The 17,558-nt window shown below is 62.6% G+C and carries 19 protein-coding genes; 13 read left to right on the top strand and 6 right to left on the bottom strand.

Features of this window, described 5'->3' with window-relative positions:
• Positions 1-49 precede the first annotated feature (49 nt).
• Positions 50-2,449, bottom strand: coding sequence for an ATP-dependent Clp protease ATP-binding subunit ClpA (clpA, locus tag EOE18_RS09680; RefSeq protein WP_127708902.1), 2,400 nt, complete (start codon positions 2,447-2,449; stop codon positions 50-52).
• Between the two features lie 268 nt (positions 2,450-2,717).
• A complete protein-coding gene (locus EOE18_RS09675; protein ID WP_127708900.1) occupies positions 2,718-2,948 on the bottom strand; it encodes a DUF1192 domain-containing protein in 231 nt (76 codons plus the stop codon).
• Positions 2,949-3,055: 107 nt separating this feature from the next.
• Here EOE18_RS09675 and EOE18_RS09670 point away from each other — a divergent pair, with 107 nt between their 5' ends.
• From EOE18_RS09670 to EOE18_RS09660, 3 genes are all read left to right on the top strand, one after another.
• Complete coding sequence (locus EOE18_RS09670; protein ID WP_127708898.1) at positions 3,056-4,057, top strand: NAD(P)H-quinone oxidoreductase; 1,002 nt, start codon at positions 3,056-3,058, stop codon at positions 4,055-4,057.
• Positions 4,058-4,068: 11 nt separating this feature from the next.
• Positions 4,069-4,701 (top strand): glutathione S-transferase family protein, encoded by a 633-nt coding sequence (locus EOE18_RS09665; protein WP_246027368.1) that lies wholly within the window; start codon positions 4,069-4,071, stop codon positions 4,699-4,701.
• A 167-nt stretch (positions 4,702-4,868) separates the two neighbouring features.
• A complete protein-coding gene (locus EOE18_RS09660; protein WP_127708894.1) occupies positions 4,869-5,573 on the top strand; it encodes a DUF1013 domain-containing protein in 705 nt (234 codons plus the stop codon).
• A 70-nt stretch (positions 5,574-5,643) separates the two neighbouring features.
• Here EOE18_RS09660 and EOE18_RS09655 read toward each other — a convergent pair whose 3' ends face one another.
• Complete coding sequence (locus EOE18_RS09655; protein ID WP_246027367.1) at positions 5,644-6,027, bottom strand: bactofilin family protein; 384 nt, start codon at positions 6,025-6,027, stop codon at positions 5,644-5,646.
• Positions 6,020-7,195: a M23 family metallopeptidase gene (locus EOE18_RS09650; protein ID WP_342772656.1), complete on the bottom strand. Its 1,176-nt coding sequence runs from the start codon at positions 7,193-7,195 to the stop codon at positions 6,020-6,022. The genes EOE18_RS09655 and EOE18_RS09650 overlap by 8 nt, the downstream gene beginning before the upstream one ends.
• A 242-nt stretch (positions 7,196-7,437) precedes the next feature.
• Here EOE18_RS09650 and EOE18_RS09645 point away from each other — a divergent pair, with 242 nt between their 5' ends.
• From EOE18_RS09645 to EOE18_RS09605, 9 genes are all read left to right on the top strand, one after another.
• A complete protein-coding gene (locus EOE18_RS09645) occupies positions 7,438-8,724 on the top strand; it encodes a glutamate-5-semialdehyde dehydrogenase (RefSeq protein ID WP_127708892.1) in 1,287 nt (428 codons plus the stop codon).
• Positions 8,688-9,410, top strand: a complete 723-nt coding sequence (locus tag EOE18_RS09640; RefSeq protein WP_127708890.1) for a nicotinate-nucleotide adenylyltransferase — start codon at positions 8,688-8,690, stop codon at positions 9,408-9,410. Before EOE18_RS09645 ends, EOE18_RS09640 begins: the two co-directional genes overlap by 37 nt.
• A gap of 100 nt (positions 9,411-9,510) precedes the next feature.
• Positions 9,511-9,930: a ribosome silencing factor gene (gene rsfS / locus EOE18_RS09635; RefSeq protein WP_127708888.1), complete on the top strand. Its 420-nt coding sequence runs from the start codon at positions 9,511-9,513 to the stop codon at positions 9,928-9,930.
• Positions 9,931-9,951: 21 nt separating this feature from the next.
• Entirely contained in the window at positions 9,952-10,374 is a 423-nt protein-coding gene (locus tag EOE18_RS09630) for a 23S rRNA (pseudouridine(1915)-N(3))-methyltransferase RlmH (protein WP_127708886.1), read from the top strand.
• A gap of 1 nt (position 10,375) precedes the next feature.
• Positions 10,376-11,572: a murein hydrolase activator EnvC family protein gene (locus EOE18_RS09625; RefSeq protein WP_246027366.1), complete on the top strand. Its 1,197-nt coding sequence runs from the start codon at positions 10,376-10,378 to the stop codon at positions 11,570-11,572.
• Between the two features lie 128 nt (positions 11,573-11,700).
• Positions 11,701-13,041: a S41 family peptidase gene (locus tag EOE18_RS09620; protein ID WP_127708884.1), complete on the top strand. Its 1,341-nt coding sequence runs from the start codon at positions 11,701-11,703 to the stop codon at positions 13,039-13,041.
• Between the two features lie 10 nt (positions 13,042-13,051).
• Complete coding sequence (locus EOE18_RS09615; protein ID WP_127708882.1) at positions 13,052-13,528, top strand: disulfide bond formation protein B; 477 nt, start codon at positions 13,052-13,054, stop codon at positions 13,526-13,528.
• A complete protein-coding gene (locus tag EOE18_RS09610; RefSeq protein ID WP_127708880.1) occupies positions 13,525-14,049 on the top strand; it encodes a demethoxyubiquinone hydroxylase family protein in 525 nt (174 codons plus the stop codon). Before EOE18_RS09615 ends, EOE18_RS09610 begins: the two co-directional genes overlap by 4 nt.
• A 92-nt stretch (positions 14,050-14,141) precedes the next feature.
• The gene (locus tag EOE18_RS09605) at positions 14,142-14,750 is read left to right on the top strand and encodes a hypothetical protein (protein ID WP_127708878.1); all 609 of its coding nucleotides are present in this window, start codon (positions 14,142-14,144) and stop codon (positions 14,748-14,750) included.
• A gap of 81 nt (positions 14,751-14,831) precedes the next feature.
• Here EOE18_RS09605 and fabI read toward each other — a convergent pair whose 3' ends face one another.
• Together fabI and EOE18_RS09595 are read right to left on the bottom strand one after the other, a co-directional pair.
• Positions 14,832-15,635 carry an enoyl-ACP reductase FabI gene (fabI, locus tag EOE18_RS09600; RefSeq protein WP_127708876.1) on the bottom strand — a complete coding sequence of 268 codons (804 nt, stop codon included), beginning with the start codon at positions 15,633-15,635 and terminating at the stop codon, positions 14,832-14,834.
• Between the two features lie 210 nt (positions 15,636-15,845).
• Positions 15,846-16,787, bottom strand: coding sequence for a DnaJ C-terminal domain-containing protein (locus EOE18_RS09595; protein ID WP_127708874.1), 942 nt, complete (start codon positions 16,785-16,787; stop codon positions 15,846-15,848).
• Between the two features lie 137 nt (positions 16,788-16,924).
• Here EOE18_RS09595 and pdxH point away from each other — a divergent pair, with 137 nt between their 5' ends.
• Positions 16,925-17,557: a pyridoxamine 5'-phosphate oxidase gene (gene pdxH, locus EOE18_RS09590; protein ID WP_127708872.1), complete on the top strand. Its 633-nt coding sequence runs from the start codon at positions 16,925-16,927 to the stop codon at positions 17,555-17,557.
• Position 17,558 lies beyond the last annotated feature (1 nt).

The following is a 17,558-nucleotide window of genomic DNA, read 5'->3' as shown; positions in this document are numbered from 1 at the left end:
CGCCGTTCCGGTTTGGAACGACGCCCTTTTTGTCTTTTACGTGTTGGGCTTATTCGCCGCCCTCGTTCAGATCCGGCTCCGAACCGCTGGGTTCGGCCGCCGCCTTGCCTTTTCCCTTGCCGGCCTTTTTGTCCAGCTTGGGCGCGGCGGGGGTCAGTTGGAAGCTCAGTTCGGTCTGGCCATTCTCGCCATCCTTGGTGGTAACATTGACCTCGCCGCCATGGGCCAGCTTGCCGAACAACAGTTCCTCGGCCAGCGGTTGCTTGACCTTTTCCTGAATGAGGCGCGACATCGGGCGCGCACCATAGAGCCGGTCATAACCGCGATCACCCAGCCATTCGCGCGCGGTGGCGTCAAACTGGATATGCACATTCTGGTCGGCCAGTTGCAGTTCGAGTTGCAGGATGAACTTGTCGACCACGCGGCTGACCACGTCCTTGCCCAGATAGGCGAAGGGCACGATGGCATCCAGACGGTTGCGGAATTCGGGTGTGAACAGGTTCTTGACCGCTTCATCCCCGGCATCCGCCTTGGACGTATCGCCAAAGCCGATCCCGTTGCGCGCCATATCCGACGCACCGGCATTGGTGGTCATGATCAGGATCACATTGCGGAAATCCACCGTCTTGCCGTGGTGATCGGTCAGGCGGCCATTGTCCATCACCTGCAACAGGATGTTGAACAGGTCGGGATGGGCCTTTTCGATTTCGTCCAGCAGCAGCACGCAATGCGGATTCTGGTCAATCGCATCGGTCAGCAACCCGCCCTGATCATAGCCGACATAGCCCGGAGGGGCACCGATCAGGCGGCTGATCGAATGACGCTCCATATATTCGGACATATCAAAGCGTTGCAGCGGAATGCCCATGATTTCCGACAGGCGCTTGGACACTTCGGTCTTGCCGACGCCGGTGGGGCCGGAGAAGAGGAAGCAGCCAATCGGCTTGTCCGGATCGCGCAGGCCCGCACGGCTCAGCTTCATCGCCGAGGACAGGACTTCGATCGCCTTGTCCTGACCGAACACCTGGCGCTTGAGATCGCGTTCCAGATATTCCAGCACGCTGCGGTCATCCTTGCTGACCGATTTGGGCGGGATGCGCGCCATAGTGGCGATCACAGCTTCGATCTCGCGTTCGGTGATGGTCTTTTTCCGCTTCGAAGGCGGCACCAGCATCTGCATTGCGCCCACTTCGTCGATCACGTCGATCGCTTTGTCGGGCAGCTTGCGGTCATTGATGTAGCGCGCGGAGAGCTCCACCGCCGACTTGATCGCGCCGAATGTATATTTTACCTTGTGATGGTCTTCAAACGCGGTGCGCAGACCTTTGAGGATCTTGATCGTATCCTCGATGGTCGGCTCGTTCACATCGATCTTCTGGAACCGGCGCAACAGGGCGCGGTCCTTTTCGAAGTGATTGCGGAATTCCTTATACGTGGTCGAGCCGATGCAGCGGATCGTGCCGCCCGACAGTGCGGGCTTGAGCAGGTTCGAGGCATCCATCGCCCCGCCGCTGGTGGCGCCAGCGCCGATCACGGTGTGGATTTCATCGATGAACAGCACCGCATGGGGCAGCTTTTCCAGCTCGGACACCACCTGCTTCAGCCGCTCTTCAAAATCGCCGCGATAGCGGGTGCCAGCCAGCAGGCTGCCCATATCCAGCGAATAGATCACCGCCTGCGAGAGCACTTCGGGCACTTCGCCTTCGACGATCTTGCGCGCCAGACCTTCGGCAATCGCCGTCTTGCCCACGCCCGGATCACCCACATAGAGCGGGTTGTTTTTCGAGCGGCGGCACAGGATCTGGATCGTGCGATCCACTTCCGGTCCGCGACCGATCAGCGGATCGACCTTGCCACCCAGCGCCTTTTCATTGAGGTTGACCGTGAACTGGTCGAGCGCGGAATCCTTTTTGTTGCCCGCATTGCTGCTGGACTTGGTTTCCTGCTTTTCCTCGTGATGCGGGGTATCGGAATCGGAACCCTTGGGGCTCTTGTCCTCGATCTTGCGCCCGCCCTTGCCAATGCCATGGCTGATAAAGGACACCGCGTCCAACCGGCTCATATCCTGTTGTTGCAGGAAATAGACCGCATAGGAATCGCGTTCGGAGAACAGGGCCACCAGCACATTGGCGCCGGTAACGGTATCCTTGCCGCTGGATTGCACATGCAGGATCGCGCGCTGGATCACCCGCTGGAAACCAGCGGTGGGGGCGGGGTCGCCCTTTTCCTTGGTTTTCAGGCTCTGGTATTCCTGATCCAGATATTGCTTCACCGCCTCGGCCAGATCGCCCAGCTCCACCCCGCAGGCGGTCATCACCTGCGCCGCATCCGCATCGTCGATCAAGGCCAGCAGCAAATGCTCCAGCGTGGCATATTCATGGCTGCGTTCCGACGCATGGCCGAGCGCGGCATGGAGGGTTTTTTCAAGGCTCTGGGCGAAACTGGGCATGCTTGGCGCTTTCGCTGAGGGGTAAAACCGGTTTGGGCGACGCTGGAGGAGTGGGATGGGCGGCGTTCGAGGAAGGATTAAAGTGCAAAGACCATCAGGCTGTCAAACAATGGATTGCACCATGCCTGCTGGCCAGGCCTGTTTGCCAGCATCATCAGGCGCGAGGTCCTGCCAATGTATGGCGAAACAGCGTTAACCCAACCTATATGGCGGCCCCCTGAAATTTTACGAGGGGTGCTTTGGGCCATATTGGTCGGGATTAAGAATTTCATGCCTGATCGCCACCCCCGCCCTTGGGCCGAAAGAAAGCTTCGGCGGCCAAACGATGCGCCGCGGCCTTGTCCCGATGGGATTTCACCCTTGCGATTTCGGCCTCCAGCAATGCAATCCGCTGCGCCAATTCATCCAGCGAGTAACGCTCGAGATTTTCCTGCGCGAGTGTGGCTGCGGCATCTTTGGGCCCGCCATGTCGCGATAAGGGGACTTCGGAGTCATCCATAAACAACAACATCCTTTGCCTTGGGCTTGCTGTCAACCGGTTGCACGATTACTCCGCAGGTGCGAAGTTGCATTGCAGTAATGCGGGGCAGGGTGATGGGACGGTCGATGACGCATGTTCTTCCGGAAATGATGCAGGCCATTCTTTGCGAAGGGGCAGGCGGGGTGGAGGTCTTGCGCTGCGAGTCGCAGCCTGTGCCTATGCCCGGCCCGGGACAGGTGCTGGTCAAAGTGGCGGCATCGGGTGTGAATCGTCCCGACATTATTCAGCGTCTGGGCCAATATCCCGCGCCCAAGGGGCATTCCCCGATTCTGGGGCTGGAAATCGCGGGCGAGGTGGTGGCCCTGGGCGAGGGCGCCGATCCCAATCTGTTGGGCCAGCAGGTTTGCGCCTTGGTCAATGGCGGGGGCTATGCGCAATATTGTCTGGCCGAGGCGGGGGTCTGCCTGCCGGTGCCGGCGGATATGCCTTTAGCGCAAGCAGCGGCTTTGCCCGAAACCCTGTTCACCGTCTGGCACAATGTGTTCGAACGCGGCTGGGCCTGCGATGGCGAACGGATTCTGGTTCATGGCGGCACCAGCGGCATTGGCACGATGGCGATCATGCTGGGCAAGGCTTTTGGACTGGAGGTGATTGTCACCTGCGGCGGGCCTGACAAATGCGCCAAGGCATTGGAGATTGGTGCCGATCACGCCATTGACTATCGCGCGCAGGATTTTGTCGAAGAGGTCAAGCGCATCACCGGTGGCGAAGGTGTGCATCTGGTGCTGGATATGGTGGCGGGGCCCTATGTGGCGCGCAATCTGCAATGTCTGGCCGATGATGGCCGCCATGTGACCATTGCGGTGCAGGGCGGGGCCAAGGCGGAAATCCCCATGTGGCAGGTGATGGCACGGCGGTTGACGCTGACCGGATCGACGCTGCGCGCGCGGTCCAATACGTTCAAGACGCTGTTGGCGCAGGAAATTGCCACCCATGTCTGGCCCCTGGTCGAGGATGGCGAATTGCGTCCCGTTATGGATCAGGTCTTTCCGGCCGATCAGGTCGCCTACGCGCATCAACGGATGGAAGCGGGCAACCACATCGGCAAGATCGTGCTGGAATGGTAAAAGGAGCCGCCGTGACCCAAGAATCCTATCTGCTGCATGAGGACCCTTTCAGCGGCAATTGCTACAAGATCCGCCTGACCGCCGCCTTGCTGGGCCTGCCGGTGGAGCGGCGTTTTTACGACATTCTGAAGGGCGAGACGCGCACGCCGGAATTTCTGGCGCAGGTCAATGCCAATGGCCGCATTCCGGTGCTGGAAATCACGACGGGCGAAGCCAAGCGCTTTCTGCCAGAAAGCAATGCCGCCTGCTGGTATCTGGCTGACGGCTCCGATCTGATCCCCAAGGATCGCTTTGCGCAGGCCGATATGCTGCGCTGGATGTTCTTTGAACAATATAACCACGAACCCAATGTCGCCACTTTGCGCTTCTGGCTCTCGCATATTGGCGAGCCGAATCTCTCGCCCGAGCAACAGGCGATGATCCCCGCCAAGCGCGCCAATGGCGACGCCGCCTTGCGCCTGATGGACGAGCATCTGGCGCGTCAGGACTGGTTTGTCGGTGACAGCATCACTTTGGCCGATATCGCGCTTTACGCCTATACCCATGTGGCCGAGGCGGGGGGCTTTGCGCTGGGCGATTATCCGGCTTTGTCGCGCTGGCTGGACCGGGTGGCGCAGGTGTCGGGCTATATTCCTATGGCGTAAATGGATCGGGGCGCGGGGAAATGCGCCCGATTTTGCGCAATCTCTTGCCTATCTTCTGGTTCGGGCGTATAGCGACCGATGGTAAGGCCGCTCCGTGAGGGGCGGCCCTTTTCGTTATCTGCCCAATTCCGGCGGTTTCCCGCCCAAGATAGCCTCGGAGAACACCCGTGACCCAGCCCACCCCGCTGATGCCGCATGCGACGGCCTCGTGGCTTGTCGACAATACCGCGCTGACCTTTGAACAGATTGCCGATTTCTGCGGTCTGCATATGTTGGAAGTGCAGGCGATGGCCGACGATCTGACCAGCGCGAAATATACGGGTCGCGATCCGCTGCGTTCGGGCGAATTGACCGGCGCGGAAATCGAAAAGGGTCAGGCTGATCCGGCCTATCGCCTGAAGATGCACAAGGCGCCCGTCACGGTCAGCCGCACCAAGGGCCCGCGCTATACGCCCGTGTCCAAGCGTCAGGACAAGCCCGATGGCATCGCCTGGATCCTGCGCAACCACCCTGAGGTGAGCGATGCGCAAGTGGGCAAGCTGATCGGCACCACCCGCACCACGATTGCCGCGATCCGCGACCGCAGCCATTGGAACATCGCCAATATCACGCCCAAGGATCCGGTGACTCTGGGCCTTTGTTCGCAGCGCGAACTGGATGCGATGGTGGCCAAGGCTGCCAAGGGCCGCAATCAGGAAGAGTGGGATAACGAAAATTCGCAGCGTCTGGGCAGCGACCGTGAGGCGTTGATCGAGGAACTGCGCGCCGCCCGTGAGGCGCAGAGCAAGGCTGCCAGCGAAGCTGCGCAGGAAGCCGAAGCCGCCGCATGGCTGGCCGCCAAGCGCGCCGCCGAGGCTGCCGAGGGCAACTAAGCCTTCCAGACCGCGCAAAACAAAGGGCCGCTTCCCGTGCAAGGAAGCGGCCCTTTTGTGTTTCAGCAGGTCAGGTGGTGACGAGTCGCGACTCGCCCTCGATCTGCACCGGTGGCTGGGCGGCGGAACGCTGGGCAAAGCGGCCTTCGACCACCGCGCCCTGCTCGATGGTCAGCGTGTCATAATGCACATCGCCATAAATGCGGGCGCTGCGCTGGATCACCACATCGCCGCCGGTGATGCTGCCGCGCAGGACACCGGCCAGTCGGGCCTGATCGGCGCGTATCTCGCCGATAATTTCGCTCGATTCGCCCTGCACCAGCGCGGCGCAGGTGATGTCGCCTTCGACCCGCCCGTCGATATGCAGATCGGCCTGCGCGGTCAGATCGCCCTTCACCACCAGATCGGCGCCCAGCACGGAAAAGGTGGAAGCCCCGCCCATCGAATCAGTCATTGGCCGTGGGGTTGGCGCGGTTTTCTTCTGAAACATGGGCAATCGCCTCCAGAAAGGGTCGTGGGTTGATGGCGCGGTCATGCACGCGCACTTCAAAATGCAAATGGGGGCCGGTGGAGCGGCCCGTGCTGCCAATCGCGCCGATCATCTGGCCTGCGCCGACCGACTGGCCCAGACGGGCGCGGAAGGCCGACATATGGGCATAGCGGGTGATGAGGCCATCGGCATGGGTGATCTCGACACAATTGCCATAGCCCGCCTTGCGCGCGGCAAAAGTGATGCGACCGGGGGCAGCGGCAAAGATCGGCGCGCCAATCGGCCCGCGGAAATCGAGGCCGGGATGGAAAGAGCCAGACCGCGTGAAAGGATCAAGCCGATAGCCAAAGCCGGAGGAGAGGAAAGAGAGATTTGCGGGCAAGACTTGCGGCAGGCGCGACAGGCCCAGCTGCAAGGCGCTCATCCGCGCAAGGCTGGCCCCAAGGCGGGCAAAGCGCGGGTCCAACCCGCCATCGCGGCCGGTGAACAAAGGCAGCAGCGGGCCGCCCATGGCTTCACCCCGAATCTCTGACCGCCCCACCGCCGCCAGCATCACATCGGGGTTGATCCCCATGCGCCGCATCCGCCCCGCATCCTCATTGGCCTTGCGGTCGGCATAGCGGGTGAGCGATTCGACGAAGGCCAATTGCCGCGCTTCCATCTGGGCCAGGCCTGCGGCTTCGGGAATCGCCGCGCTGATTTTGTGGACGGTTTGCGCCGCTTCGCTCTGGCTGTTGCTGACGGTTTCGCCTGCGCGCTGGTCCTTGGGCAATTCACCCAGATGGGCCTGCACCATCTTTTCGATGAAATCCTGCCGCCGCGCCAGATCCTGCGCCACATCGCCCACGCCCTTGCGATAGGCGGCCACGCGGTTTTCGGCGGTTTCCACCTTGGCCTGTCGCTTGAGCAGCGCGGCATTGTCGGGCGCCTGATGCCATTGCCAAAAGGCCATGCCGGCGATCGACAAAACCCAGGCCAGCGCCACGCCCACCACGCCTGCGGCCACCCGCTTTTGCAGTCGGGATGAAACGCGGATAAAGCGAACCTGCCCCTGCGACCGCATGAAAAATTCACGGTCGGGGAACCAGTTGGCAAGCTTCTCCCGCATGGCGCGGATGGATTGGATTGGCACGACCCCGATGGAACCCCTTTCGGACGGCGCGCCTAGCATCGGCATGGGGTTCTGGCGAATCCGGGGGGGGAATTAGCGCTGAACTGGTGGCTCTGTGCGATGGATTGAGCAAGGTGGCGGGAATCTTTTGCTGAAGCAATAGACGCGGGTTTATAGGTATTTCGCCGGATTCGCGAAAAACGCGACGCGCTTCCGCTTATGGCTGACACTCATGCGGCCTATGTGCTAAAGCGCCACGCATTATGACTGATACGCAAACGCTTGAATCCGCCCAGAGCCTGTCTCCGCAAGAGCTGGTGGCCGGTTTGGCCCGCGCCGCCCGCGCCGCCCAGATCGAACTGGCTCGCCTGTCCAGCGAACAAAAGGCGCAAGGCCTGATCGCTGCCGCCGCTGCTTTGCGCAGCGCCGAACCAGCGATTCTGGCCGCCAATGCGCAGGATGTGGCCGCCGGTGAAGCGCGTGGCCTGTCGGGCGCGATGCTGGACCGTTTGCGGCTGGATGCTGGCCGTTTGGCCGGTATTGCCGATGCGGTGGAGGCGGTGGCGCATCTGACCGATCCGGTGGGTGAGGTGATCAGCAGTGACAGCCGCCCCAATGGCCTGCAACTCTCGCGCGTGCGCGTGCCGATCGGCCTGATCGGGATCATTTATGAAAGCCGCCCCAATGTGACCGCAGACGCCGCCGCTCTCTGCCTGCGTTCGGGCAATGCGGTGTTGCTGCGTGGTGGCAGCGAGGCGGTGCATTCCAACCGCGCGATCCACGCCGCCATGGTGCAGGGGCTGGAGTCGGTGGGCATTCCTGCCGATGCCGTGCAATTGATCCCCACGCAGGACCGTGCCGCTGTGGGTGCGATGCTGACCGCGGCAGGCCTGATCGACATGATCGTGCCGCGCGGGGGCAAGAGTCTGGTGGAGCGGGTGCAGAATGACGCCCGCGTGCCGGTGCTGGCGCATCTGGACGGCATTTGCCACACCTATATCCATGCCGCCGCCGACGTGGACATGGCGCTGTCCATCGCGGTCAATGCCAAGCTGCGCCGCACCGGCATTTGCGGTTCGATGGAAACGCTGCTGCTGGATGCGGCCTTCCCCGGCAGCGTGGCCGTGGTACAGGCTTTGCTGGACAAGGGCTGCGAATTGCGTGGCGACGCGCGGGCGCAGGCGCTCGACCCGCGCATCCTGACTGCCACGGCGGAAGATTGGGATACCGAATATCTCGACGCGATCCTGTCGGTCGCTGTGGTGGACGGGCTGGAGCAGGCGCTCGATCACATCGCCCGCCATTCCAGCCATCACACCGATGCGATCATCACCGGCGATGAAGCCGTGGCCGAGACTTTCCTCAACCGCGTCGATTCGGCGATTGTGATGGTCAATGCCTCCAGCCAGTTTGCCGATGGTGGCGAATTTGGTCTGGGCGCGGAAATCGGCATTGCCACGGGGCGGTTGCATGCACGGGGTCCGGTGGCGCTGGAAGGCCTGACCACTTACAAATGGCAGGTGCGCGGCACAGGTCAGGTGCGACCCTGATTTCATCGCCGCGCCGCATCGGCCTGCTGGGGGGCAGTTTCAACCCTGCCCATGGCGGCCATCGCCAGATCAGCCTGTTTGTGGCCAAAGCCTTGGGATTGGACGAGGTATGGTGGCTGGTTTCGCCCGGCAACCCGTTGAAACCCAAGGCGGGCATGGCGCCTTTGCCCGCCCGCTTTGCCTCGGCCATGGCCCAATCTCGCCGCGCGCCCATTCGGGTCAGCGCGGTGGAGCGGGAATTGGGCACGCGCTATACGGTGGACTCGCTGGCCGCCTTGCGCCGACGCTACAACAAGCGGGCGTTTGTGTGGATCATGGGGGCCGATAATCTGGCCCAGTTCCACCAATGGCACAGGTGGCGCGATATTGCCCGTGCCATGCCGATTGCGGTTATTGCCCGTCCCGGCTATGATGGAGAGGCTATCGTCGCCCCGGCGATGGCGTGGCTGGGCCGATTCCGGCGGCCCTTGGCCGCCATGCGCAGGCCGGAAGGATGGAGCGCGCCAAGTCTGGTGCTGTTGCGTTTCGATCCTGACTCCCGCTCGGCCACCGCCATCAGGCAGGCCGATCCTGGCTGGGCCGACCGGCTGGAAAGTGCTTCCTTGCGCGACGGGGTGACGCATCGCCCGCTTGGCGGCGGGCGACAAGGCCCGATGCACAGCGGGCGCACAGGCACCAGCGCATGAAGGCCGCTGGCGCTTATTTTCCCACCGCCTTTGCCATTTTTGCTCCTTGGCCGCTTTTGGGCTATGGGCGCCGCATTCGAAAGGAGTCGTTCTGACTTACATGACGCAGTCTACCGCCCCCGAGGCCGGCCTTCCGGCCGCCGCTCTTAACTCTGCCGAGCGCACCCCGCTTCCCGAAAGCGTGCCCGGCTCGCTCCACGCCCTGATCCTGCAATCGCTGGACGATGATCAGGCGCAGGAGATTCTCTCGATTCCGCTGGCGGGTAAAAGCTCGATCGCCGACCATATGGTGATCGCTTCGGGCCGCTCCACCCGTCAGGTGGCCGCCATGGCGCAAAAGCTGGCCGAGCGCGTGAAGCATGGCGGTTTTGGCCATGTGCGCATCGAAGGTCTGCCCGCAGCGGACTGGGTGCTGATCGACGCCGGTGACGTTGTGGTCCATCTGTTCCGCCCCGAAGTGCGCAGCTTCTACAATCTGGAGCGCATGTGGGCCTTTGACGGTCCCTCGGCCAACGCCTGATTCCATTCGGGAACTGGCCTGATGCTGCTGCATATTCTGGCCCGGGGGCGCATTGCCCGCTCGCCCGAGGGGGAGCTGCTCGACCGCTATTTGAAGCGGGTGACATGGGCGGTCAAACATACCGAGCTGCCGGACAGGGGGGGCAATATCCCCCCCTTGCCAGCGCAGGCGCGCACCGTGCTGCTGGACGAGCGGGGCAAGCAATTCTCTTCGGAGGAATTTGCCGCCATGCTGGGCCGTTGGCGCGATGATGGCGTGCGCGAGGCGCGGTTTGTGATTGGTGCCGCCGATGGCCATGGGGATGTGGCACGCGGAGAGGCCGATGTGTTGATCGCCTTTGGCGCGATGACCTGGCCGCATCTGATGGCGCGCGCCATGTTGGCCGAGCAATTGTGGCGGGCAACGGCGATCCTGTCCGGCCATCCCTATCATCGGGCGGGCTAGCATGGGCAAGGGCTGGCTTGTGGCTGTGGCGCTGGGGCTGGTGGCACCCGTGGCCATGGCGCAAAATGCGGCCACGGACGATCCCGCCACCATTCGCCGCGAGATGGCCGATGCCAAACGGCAGGCTGAACAGGCCCGCCGCCGCGCCGAGCAATTGGAAGCCAGCGCCAGCAACGCCACGGCGGCGGTCAACAAAACCGCCACCGAAGCCGCCGCCATCGCCGCCCGCATCCAGCAGGCCGAGGGCGATGTGGCGGCCAGTGAGGCCAAGATCCGCCTGATCGAGCAGCAACGCGCCGTTTTACGTGCCCAATTGGCGCAAAAGCAAAGGCCGCTGGTGGAATTGACCGCCGCACTGCAACGTCTCTCGCGCCGCCCGCCGGTGGTGTCTTTGCTGCGTCCGGGCACTTTGCGCGACACGGTGCATATGCGCGCCTTGCTGGAAACCATGCTGCCGCAGGTGCAGCGCCGCACCGCGGCCTTGCGGGTGGAAATCGCCCGCGCGCGGCAATTGCAGGCGCAGGCTCAGGCCGCCGATGTGGCCCTGCGCGCCGAAGTGGCGACTCTGGCCTCGCGGCGCAAGGCTTTGGGTGTGCTGGAGGCGGGGCAAAGGCTGGCTGCGCGGCAGGCCAATGGCAGCGCCCAGCGTGAGGCCGAACTGGCGCTGGCTCTGGCGGAAAAGGCGCGGGATCTGGGCGCTTTGGTGGGCGATCTGGAAGTGGCGGCAGCCCTGCGCGACCGGTTGGCACGCCTCTCCGGTCCCGTTTTACGCCCCGAACGCCCCGGCGAGACTCCGCTGCCGATTGAAACCGAGAGCGCGGCGGCGCAGGTCCTGCCCGATTTCATGCTGCCGGTGGCGGGTAGGCTGGTGTCGGGCTTTGGCGATAGCGCGGCTGCTGGCGGGGGGCGGGGCATTATCCTGCAAGTGCGCGGACAGGCGCAAGTGGTGGCCCCTGCCGCTGGCCGCGTCGCCTTTGCCGATAGCTATGCCGGTTATGGCCGTATCGTGATTATCGACCATCCCGCAGGCTGGACCAGCCTCGTCACCGGCCTTGGTTCCTTGAGCGTGCGGGTGGGCGATGCTTTGGTGGCCGGATCGCCTTTGGGCATGGCGCCAGCGGGCAGGCCGCAGATCATGCTGGAATTGCGCCATGATGGCGCGCCGGTGAATCCGCTTGACCCCTTGCGCGCCCGTTAAGGCTGTCTTCAAAGCCAATCATCCACAGAGCGTTTGCACCAAGAGACTTTAGGGCAAAGTGCCCATCTGGCGTTATGCTTGGTTCGCGGCTAGATTCGCCGCCACGAAATTGGTTTGAAAGGTTGTTCATGCGTTCACGTCTTGCCGCTGTTGCCCGTGCGGGCGTCCTGTTGGGCGCGGTGGCGATGGTGCCGGTGGCAACCGCAGGTCTGGCGGCGGTGGATGCGCGGATCAGCCCGCAATTCTCGCGCCTTTTCACCGTCTATCAATTGGTGAAGGCCCATTATGTGGACCAGACCGATGATGAAAAGCTGGTCAATGGCGCGATTGACGGGATGCTGGCCAGTCTGGACCCGCATTCGGCCTATCTTCAGGGGCAGAGTCTGGAACGGCTGCGCACCATGATCGATGGTGGCTATGCCGGACTTGGCCTGTCGGTGGTGCAGGAGGATGGCGCGGTCAAAGTCGTTAGCCCGATGCGCGGCAGCCCTGCGGAAAAGGCGGGGGTGAAGGCGGGCGATTATATCACCCATCTGGATGGAAAATTCATCGTTGATGGCGAGCTGGATCAGGCCGTGGCGCAAATGCGCGGCGAACCGGGCACCAGCATCCGTTTGACAATCTATCGCCCCGGCCGCGATGGCCCGTTTGACCTGTCCGTCACCCGCGCCGTCATCACGCTGGAGCCGGTGTCGGGCAAGCTGGACGGCGGGATCGCGGTGATCACCGTCAATGAGTTTTCCCGCGATGTGGGCCGTCTGGTTTACGAACAGATCGAAAAGCTGCGCAAGGAGGCCAAGGGCCATCTGGGCGGGGTGGTGCTGGATCTGCGATCCAACCCCGGTGGTGAACTGGACGAGGCGGTGGCCCTGTCCGACCTGTTCCTGAGCGGGGGCAATGTGGTGTCGCAACGCGGGCGTCTGGCGGGCGAGAATATCGTCTATCGCGCCGAAACCGTGTTCCGTGGCGATGTGGTGCCCGGCCTTCCGGTGGTGGTGTTGATCGATGCAGGGTCGGCCAGCGCCAGCGAGATCGTGGCGGGTGCCTTGCAAGACCAGCATCGCGCGCTGATCATGGGCGAGCGCAGCTTTGGCAAAGGCAGCGTGCAGACGATGATCCCGATTGACGATGCCCATGCGGTGAAGCTGACCACGGCGCGCTATTACACGCCTTCGGGCCGCAGCGTGCAGGCGGGCGGCATCGAGCCGGACATTCGCGTGCCGCAAATCTCGGACCCTGATGCGCGCAAGCGGAGCCAGAATGCGCTGCGCGAATCCGATCTGCGCCGCCATCTGGTCAATGAAAAGGGCGTGGATGACAAGAAGCTGGAAAATGATGCGCAGGCCGATCCCCGCTTCAAACTGACGCCGGAGGAATTGACCGCCAAGGGTATCAAGGACTTCCAGCTGTGGTATGCGCTGGAAACCCTGCGCCGCGCAGGGGGTGTGAAGCCCGCCAAGGTGAAGTGAGATAGGCGCTATGAAGTCTCTGGATAAAGCCCATATCATCACCATGGCCACGCCTTTGGCGGCGCTGGCGGGGGCCTATGCGTTTCAATATCTGGGCGGATTGGCCCCGTGCCAGATGTGCTGGTGGCAGCGTTATGCCCATGCCGCCGCGCTGGGTCTGGCGCTGACGCCCTTTATGATGGGCGGACAGAAGAAGGTCTGGGTGGTGCTGGCGGCGCTGGCCTTGGGCGTGGCGGCGGCGATTGGCGGCTTTCACGCAGGCGTGGAATATGGCTGGTGGAAAGGGTTGACCGAATGTACCAGCGCGGTTTCCTTTGGCTCCGGCGGCGATCCTTTGGCCGCGATCATGGCCGCGCCGGTGGTGCGCTGCGATGTGGTGCAATGGAGCCTGTTGGGCATTTCCATGGCGGGCTATAATTTCCTGTTGTCCGGCGCGGCGGCACTGGCTGCTCTGGTGCTGGGTGTTCGCAAGGAGCAAGGGCAATGAGCAAGCAGGTTTCCGAGCGCGTGAAGCGCATGGTGCGGGTGGATCAGGCGGGCGAATATGGCGCGGTGCGGATCTATGCCGGCCAATTGGCGGTGATGGGCGATCGCAGCCCCCTATCGGCCAAAATCCGCGAGATGGAAGCGCAGGAAGTGGACCATCGCGCATGGTTTGACCGCTTGATTGTCGAACGCGGCGGGCGCCCTACGGTGATGCAGCCGATCTGGCATGTGGCAGGCTTTGCTTTGGGCGCGGCGACGGCGCTGATCGGCCCCAAGGCGGCCATGGCCTGCACGGCGGCGGTGGAAACCGTGATCGACCAGCATTACACCGCGCAATTGGAAGAATTGGGGCAGGAAGACCCCGAACTGGCAGGCCTGATCGAGAAAGCGCGTGATGATGAGCGCGAGCATCGCGATGCCGCCTTTGCCGCCGGTGCCGAGGAGGCGCCTGCCTATCCTTTGCTGGCAGGGGCTATCCGTCTGGGTTGCCGCATCGCCATCAAATTGTCGGAACGGATTTGATATTGGCCAATCGCGTCGGGCACCGCTTCAGCTAGTGTTCACGCCTTGGCGCGCCTATATTGGCTCGACCTGAAGTCTGAAGGATGATCCCCATGCTGCGCCCCCTTTTCGCCGCCAGCGCTCTTGCTGTCCTGTTTGCCGCGCCCGCTATGGCCCAGAATTCGGCGGCCCAGAATGCCAGCGTTCCGGTGACGGCGCCGGGCGGCGAGAAGGTCAATATGATCATCATCTTTGGCGATGACAAATGCCCCGAGGGCAAGGGCAGCGAAATCACCGTTTGTGCGCGCAAGGCCGAGTCGGAGCGTTACCGCATCCCCGAACCTTTCCGCGAGAACAAGACTGGCCCCAAGAACGAGGCTTGGGCGAACAAGGTGATCGCCTATGAGCGCGTGGGCGCGACGGGCGCGCAAAGCTGCTCTCCGGTGGGCACGGGTGGCCAGACCGGATGCCTCGCCCAGTTCATCGACCGCGCCTATGCCGAAAAGAAGGCATCGAGCGATGTGCAATTTTCCAAAATGATCGAGGCCGAGCGGGAAAAGCGTCTGGCCACGGTGGATTCCGAAGCGGCCAAGACTCAGTCCGATGTGGAAGACGCCGAACGCGCCTATTTCGCCCGCAAGGAGCAGCAGGCCAAGGCAGAAGCCAAGGCCAAGGCGGAGGCCGAAGCGGCGGCTGCCAAGCAGCAGGGCCCGCGCCTCTGATCCCTTTCGGCTGACCGGCCAACAAAAAGGGCGCCCCGAACCATCGGGACGCCCTTTTTTGTGGGGCCAAAGGCGGAAGGCTTAGCTCAGCGCGATATCGGGCGCGTCTTCCTGCTTCATGCCGATGACATTGTAGCCAGCGTCCACATGGTGGATCTCGCCGGTCACGCCGCTGGCCAGATCGGACAGCAGATAGAGGCCAGCGCCGCCCACGTCTTCGATCGTCACATTGCGGCGCAGCGGCGAGTTCAACTCGTTCCACTTCAGGATATAGCGGAAATCGCCAATGCCGCTGGCGGCCAAAGTGCGGATCGGGCCTGCCGAAATGGCGTTGACGCGGATATTTTCGGGGCCGCAATCATTGGCCAGATATTTCACGCTGGTTTCCAGCGCCGCCTTGGCCACGCCCATCACGTTATAATGGGGCACAACCTTTTCCGCGCCATAATAGCTCAGCGTCAGGATCGAGCCGCCATTGGGCATCAATTCACGCGCACGCTTGGTCACGGCCACCAGACTATAGGCCGAGATGTTCATGGTCAGCAGGAAATTGTCGAGGCTGGTGTCATAGAACCGCCCGCGCAATTCGCTCTTGTCGGAAAAGCCGATGGCGTGGACGATGAAATCGATGGTTTCCCAACGTTCCTTGATCGTGGCGAAAGTGGCGTCCAGCGCCTCCATATTGCCTACATCGCATTCCACCAGAAAATCGCTGCCAAGGCTTTCGGCCAGCGGGCGTACGCGCTTTTCCAGAGCTTCGCCCTGATAGGAAAAGGCCAGTTCCGCGCCCTGCTCATGCAGCTTTTGCGCGATGCCCCAAGCCAGGGACTTGTCATTCGCCAGTCCCATGATCAGGCCGCGTTTGCCCTGCATCAGTCCGGTCATCTGTTTACTTCCTCATTATTCGGCCCTGTGGCGGCAGGCTTTTCGCCCGCCTTGGCCATCCGAAAGCCTCAGCCCTATGGGCCAAAGCGGCATGTGATTGACGCGCCATTACCTGTGACTGGCGCAAGGTGCCAGCAAAACAACACGCAAATCATGGCAGGCTTATGGCAAGCCCAAGCTGAACGGCGGAAAAATCAGTTTGCCGCGCCATCAACCAAATTTGGACCGCACATCACGGGCGTCGCGCCAACCTTCCAGTCTGGCGAGCAGATCGGCGTCATTTTCCGGCACGCTCACTTCCAACGTGATCAACTGGTCGCCCCGCGTGCCATCCTTGCGCGTCATGCCCTTGCCCTTCAGGCGCAAAGTCTTGCCCGAGGAGCTGCCCGCCGCGACCGTCAGCATCACCGCGCCTTCGGCGGTGGGCACTTTCACCTTGGCACCATGCAGGGCCTCGTCCAGCGTGATCGGCACATCGACGCGCAGATCATCGCCCTCGCGGCGGAAATAGGGGTGTGGCAGGATCACGATGGTGACAATCGCATCACCTGTGCCGCCCGGGCCGGGTTCACCCTTGCCCGACAGGCGGATCTGCATCCCGTCTTCCAGCCCCTTGGGCAGTTTGACATCCACCGTCTTGCCATCGGCCAGAGTCAGGCGCTGGCTGGCGCAAGTGGCCGCATCGCTCAGGCTGACAGCCAGACGATAGGCGCGGTTGGCACCCTTGGGCGGGGGAGCCTGCCTGCCAAAACCACCACCAAAGCCACCACCACCACCGGCGCGACCGCCAAACAGGCCTTCGAAAATATCGCCAAGGTCTACGCCATCGGGCGCGCCGCCGCCGAAGCCGCCACCACCGAATCCGCGATGTGCGCCACCGCCGCCGAAACCGCCACCGCCGCCAAAGCCGCCACCAAAGCCGGTGGGATTGCCGTCAATGTCGATCTCGCCACGGTCAAACCTTGCCCGCTTGTCCTTGTCGGACAAGAGGTCATAGGCGCGGGTCACCTCGCTGAAGCGCTCGGCCGCCTTGGGGTTGCCCTGATTATGGTCGGGGTGCAGCTCCTTGGCCAATTTGCGATAGGCGGATTTGACCGCCTTTTCATCGGCGCCGCGCGCCACGCCCAGAATTGCATAAGGATCTTGTGCCATAAGGGCATAGCTAGTTGCACCAGAGGCTGGCTGCAAGGGCGGCCATGCAATTGCTAGAGGCATAAGCGCCGCTTTGGTGGCGCTTTGGTCCAAAAGCCTCTATGGGCCGTTTTCAGAAATCTAGGGTAACACAGGCCATGACCAGTCCGATTAACGGCGAAACCGAAGAAATCACCGGCACCGATCCCTTCGCCCTGTTTGACGAATGGTTCGCGCTGGCCAAGGCCAAGGAGCCCAATGATCCCGAAGCGGTGGCAGTGGCCACGGCCACGCCCGATGCTTTCCCCTCGGTGCGGATGGTGTTGATGAAGGATCATGGGCCCGATCTGCTGGGGCCTTTGGGTGGTTTTGTGTTCTACACCAACAGCCATAGCCGCAAGGGCGGCGAATTGCTGGCCAATCCCAAGGCTTCGATGCTGTTCCACTGGAAAAGCCTGCGCCGCCAGATCCGCATTGAAGGCGCGATCACCCAAGTGCCCGACGCGATGGCCGATGCTTATTTCGCCAGTCGCAGCCGCGATTCGCAGATTGGTGCCCATGCCAGCAACCAGTCCGCGCCTTTGTCCTCACGCGGGCAATTTGTCGCCGATATTGCCAAAAGCACCGCGCGCCATCTGATCGGCGCTGTGCCGCGCCCGCCGCATTGGACCGGTTTCTGCCTTGCCCCGCAGGCGATCGAATTCTGGATGGACCGCCCCTTCCGCCTGCATGAACGCCGCCGCTTTACCCGCGTGGATGGTGGCTGGACCAGCACGCTTTTGTACCCATGAG

This window comes from Novosphingobium umbonatum, from assembly GCF_004005905.1.
GTDB lineage: Bacteria > Pseudomonadota > Alphaproteobacteria > Sphingomonadales > Sphingomonadaceae > Novosphingobium > Novosphingobium umbonatum.
Note: the sequence above shows the minus strand (reverse complement) of the source record. Positions and strands in the feature narration are given on the sequence as shown.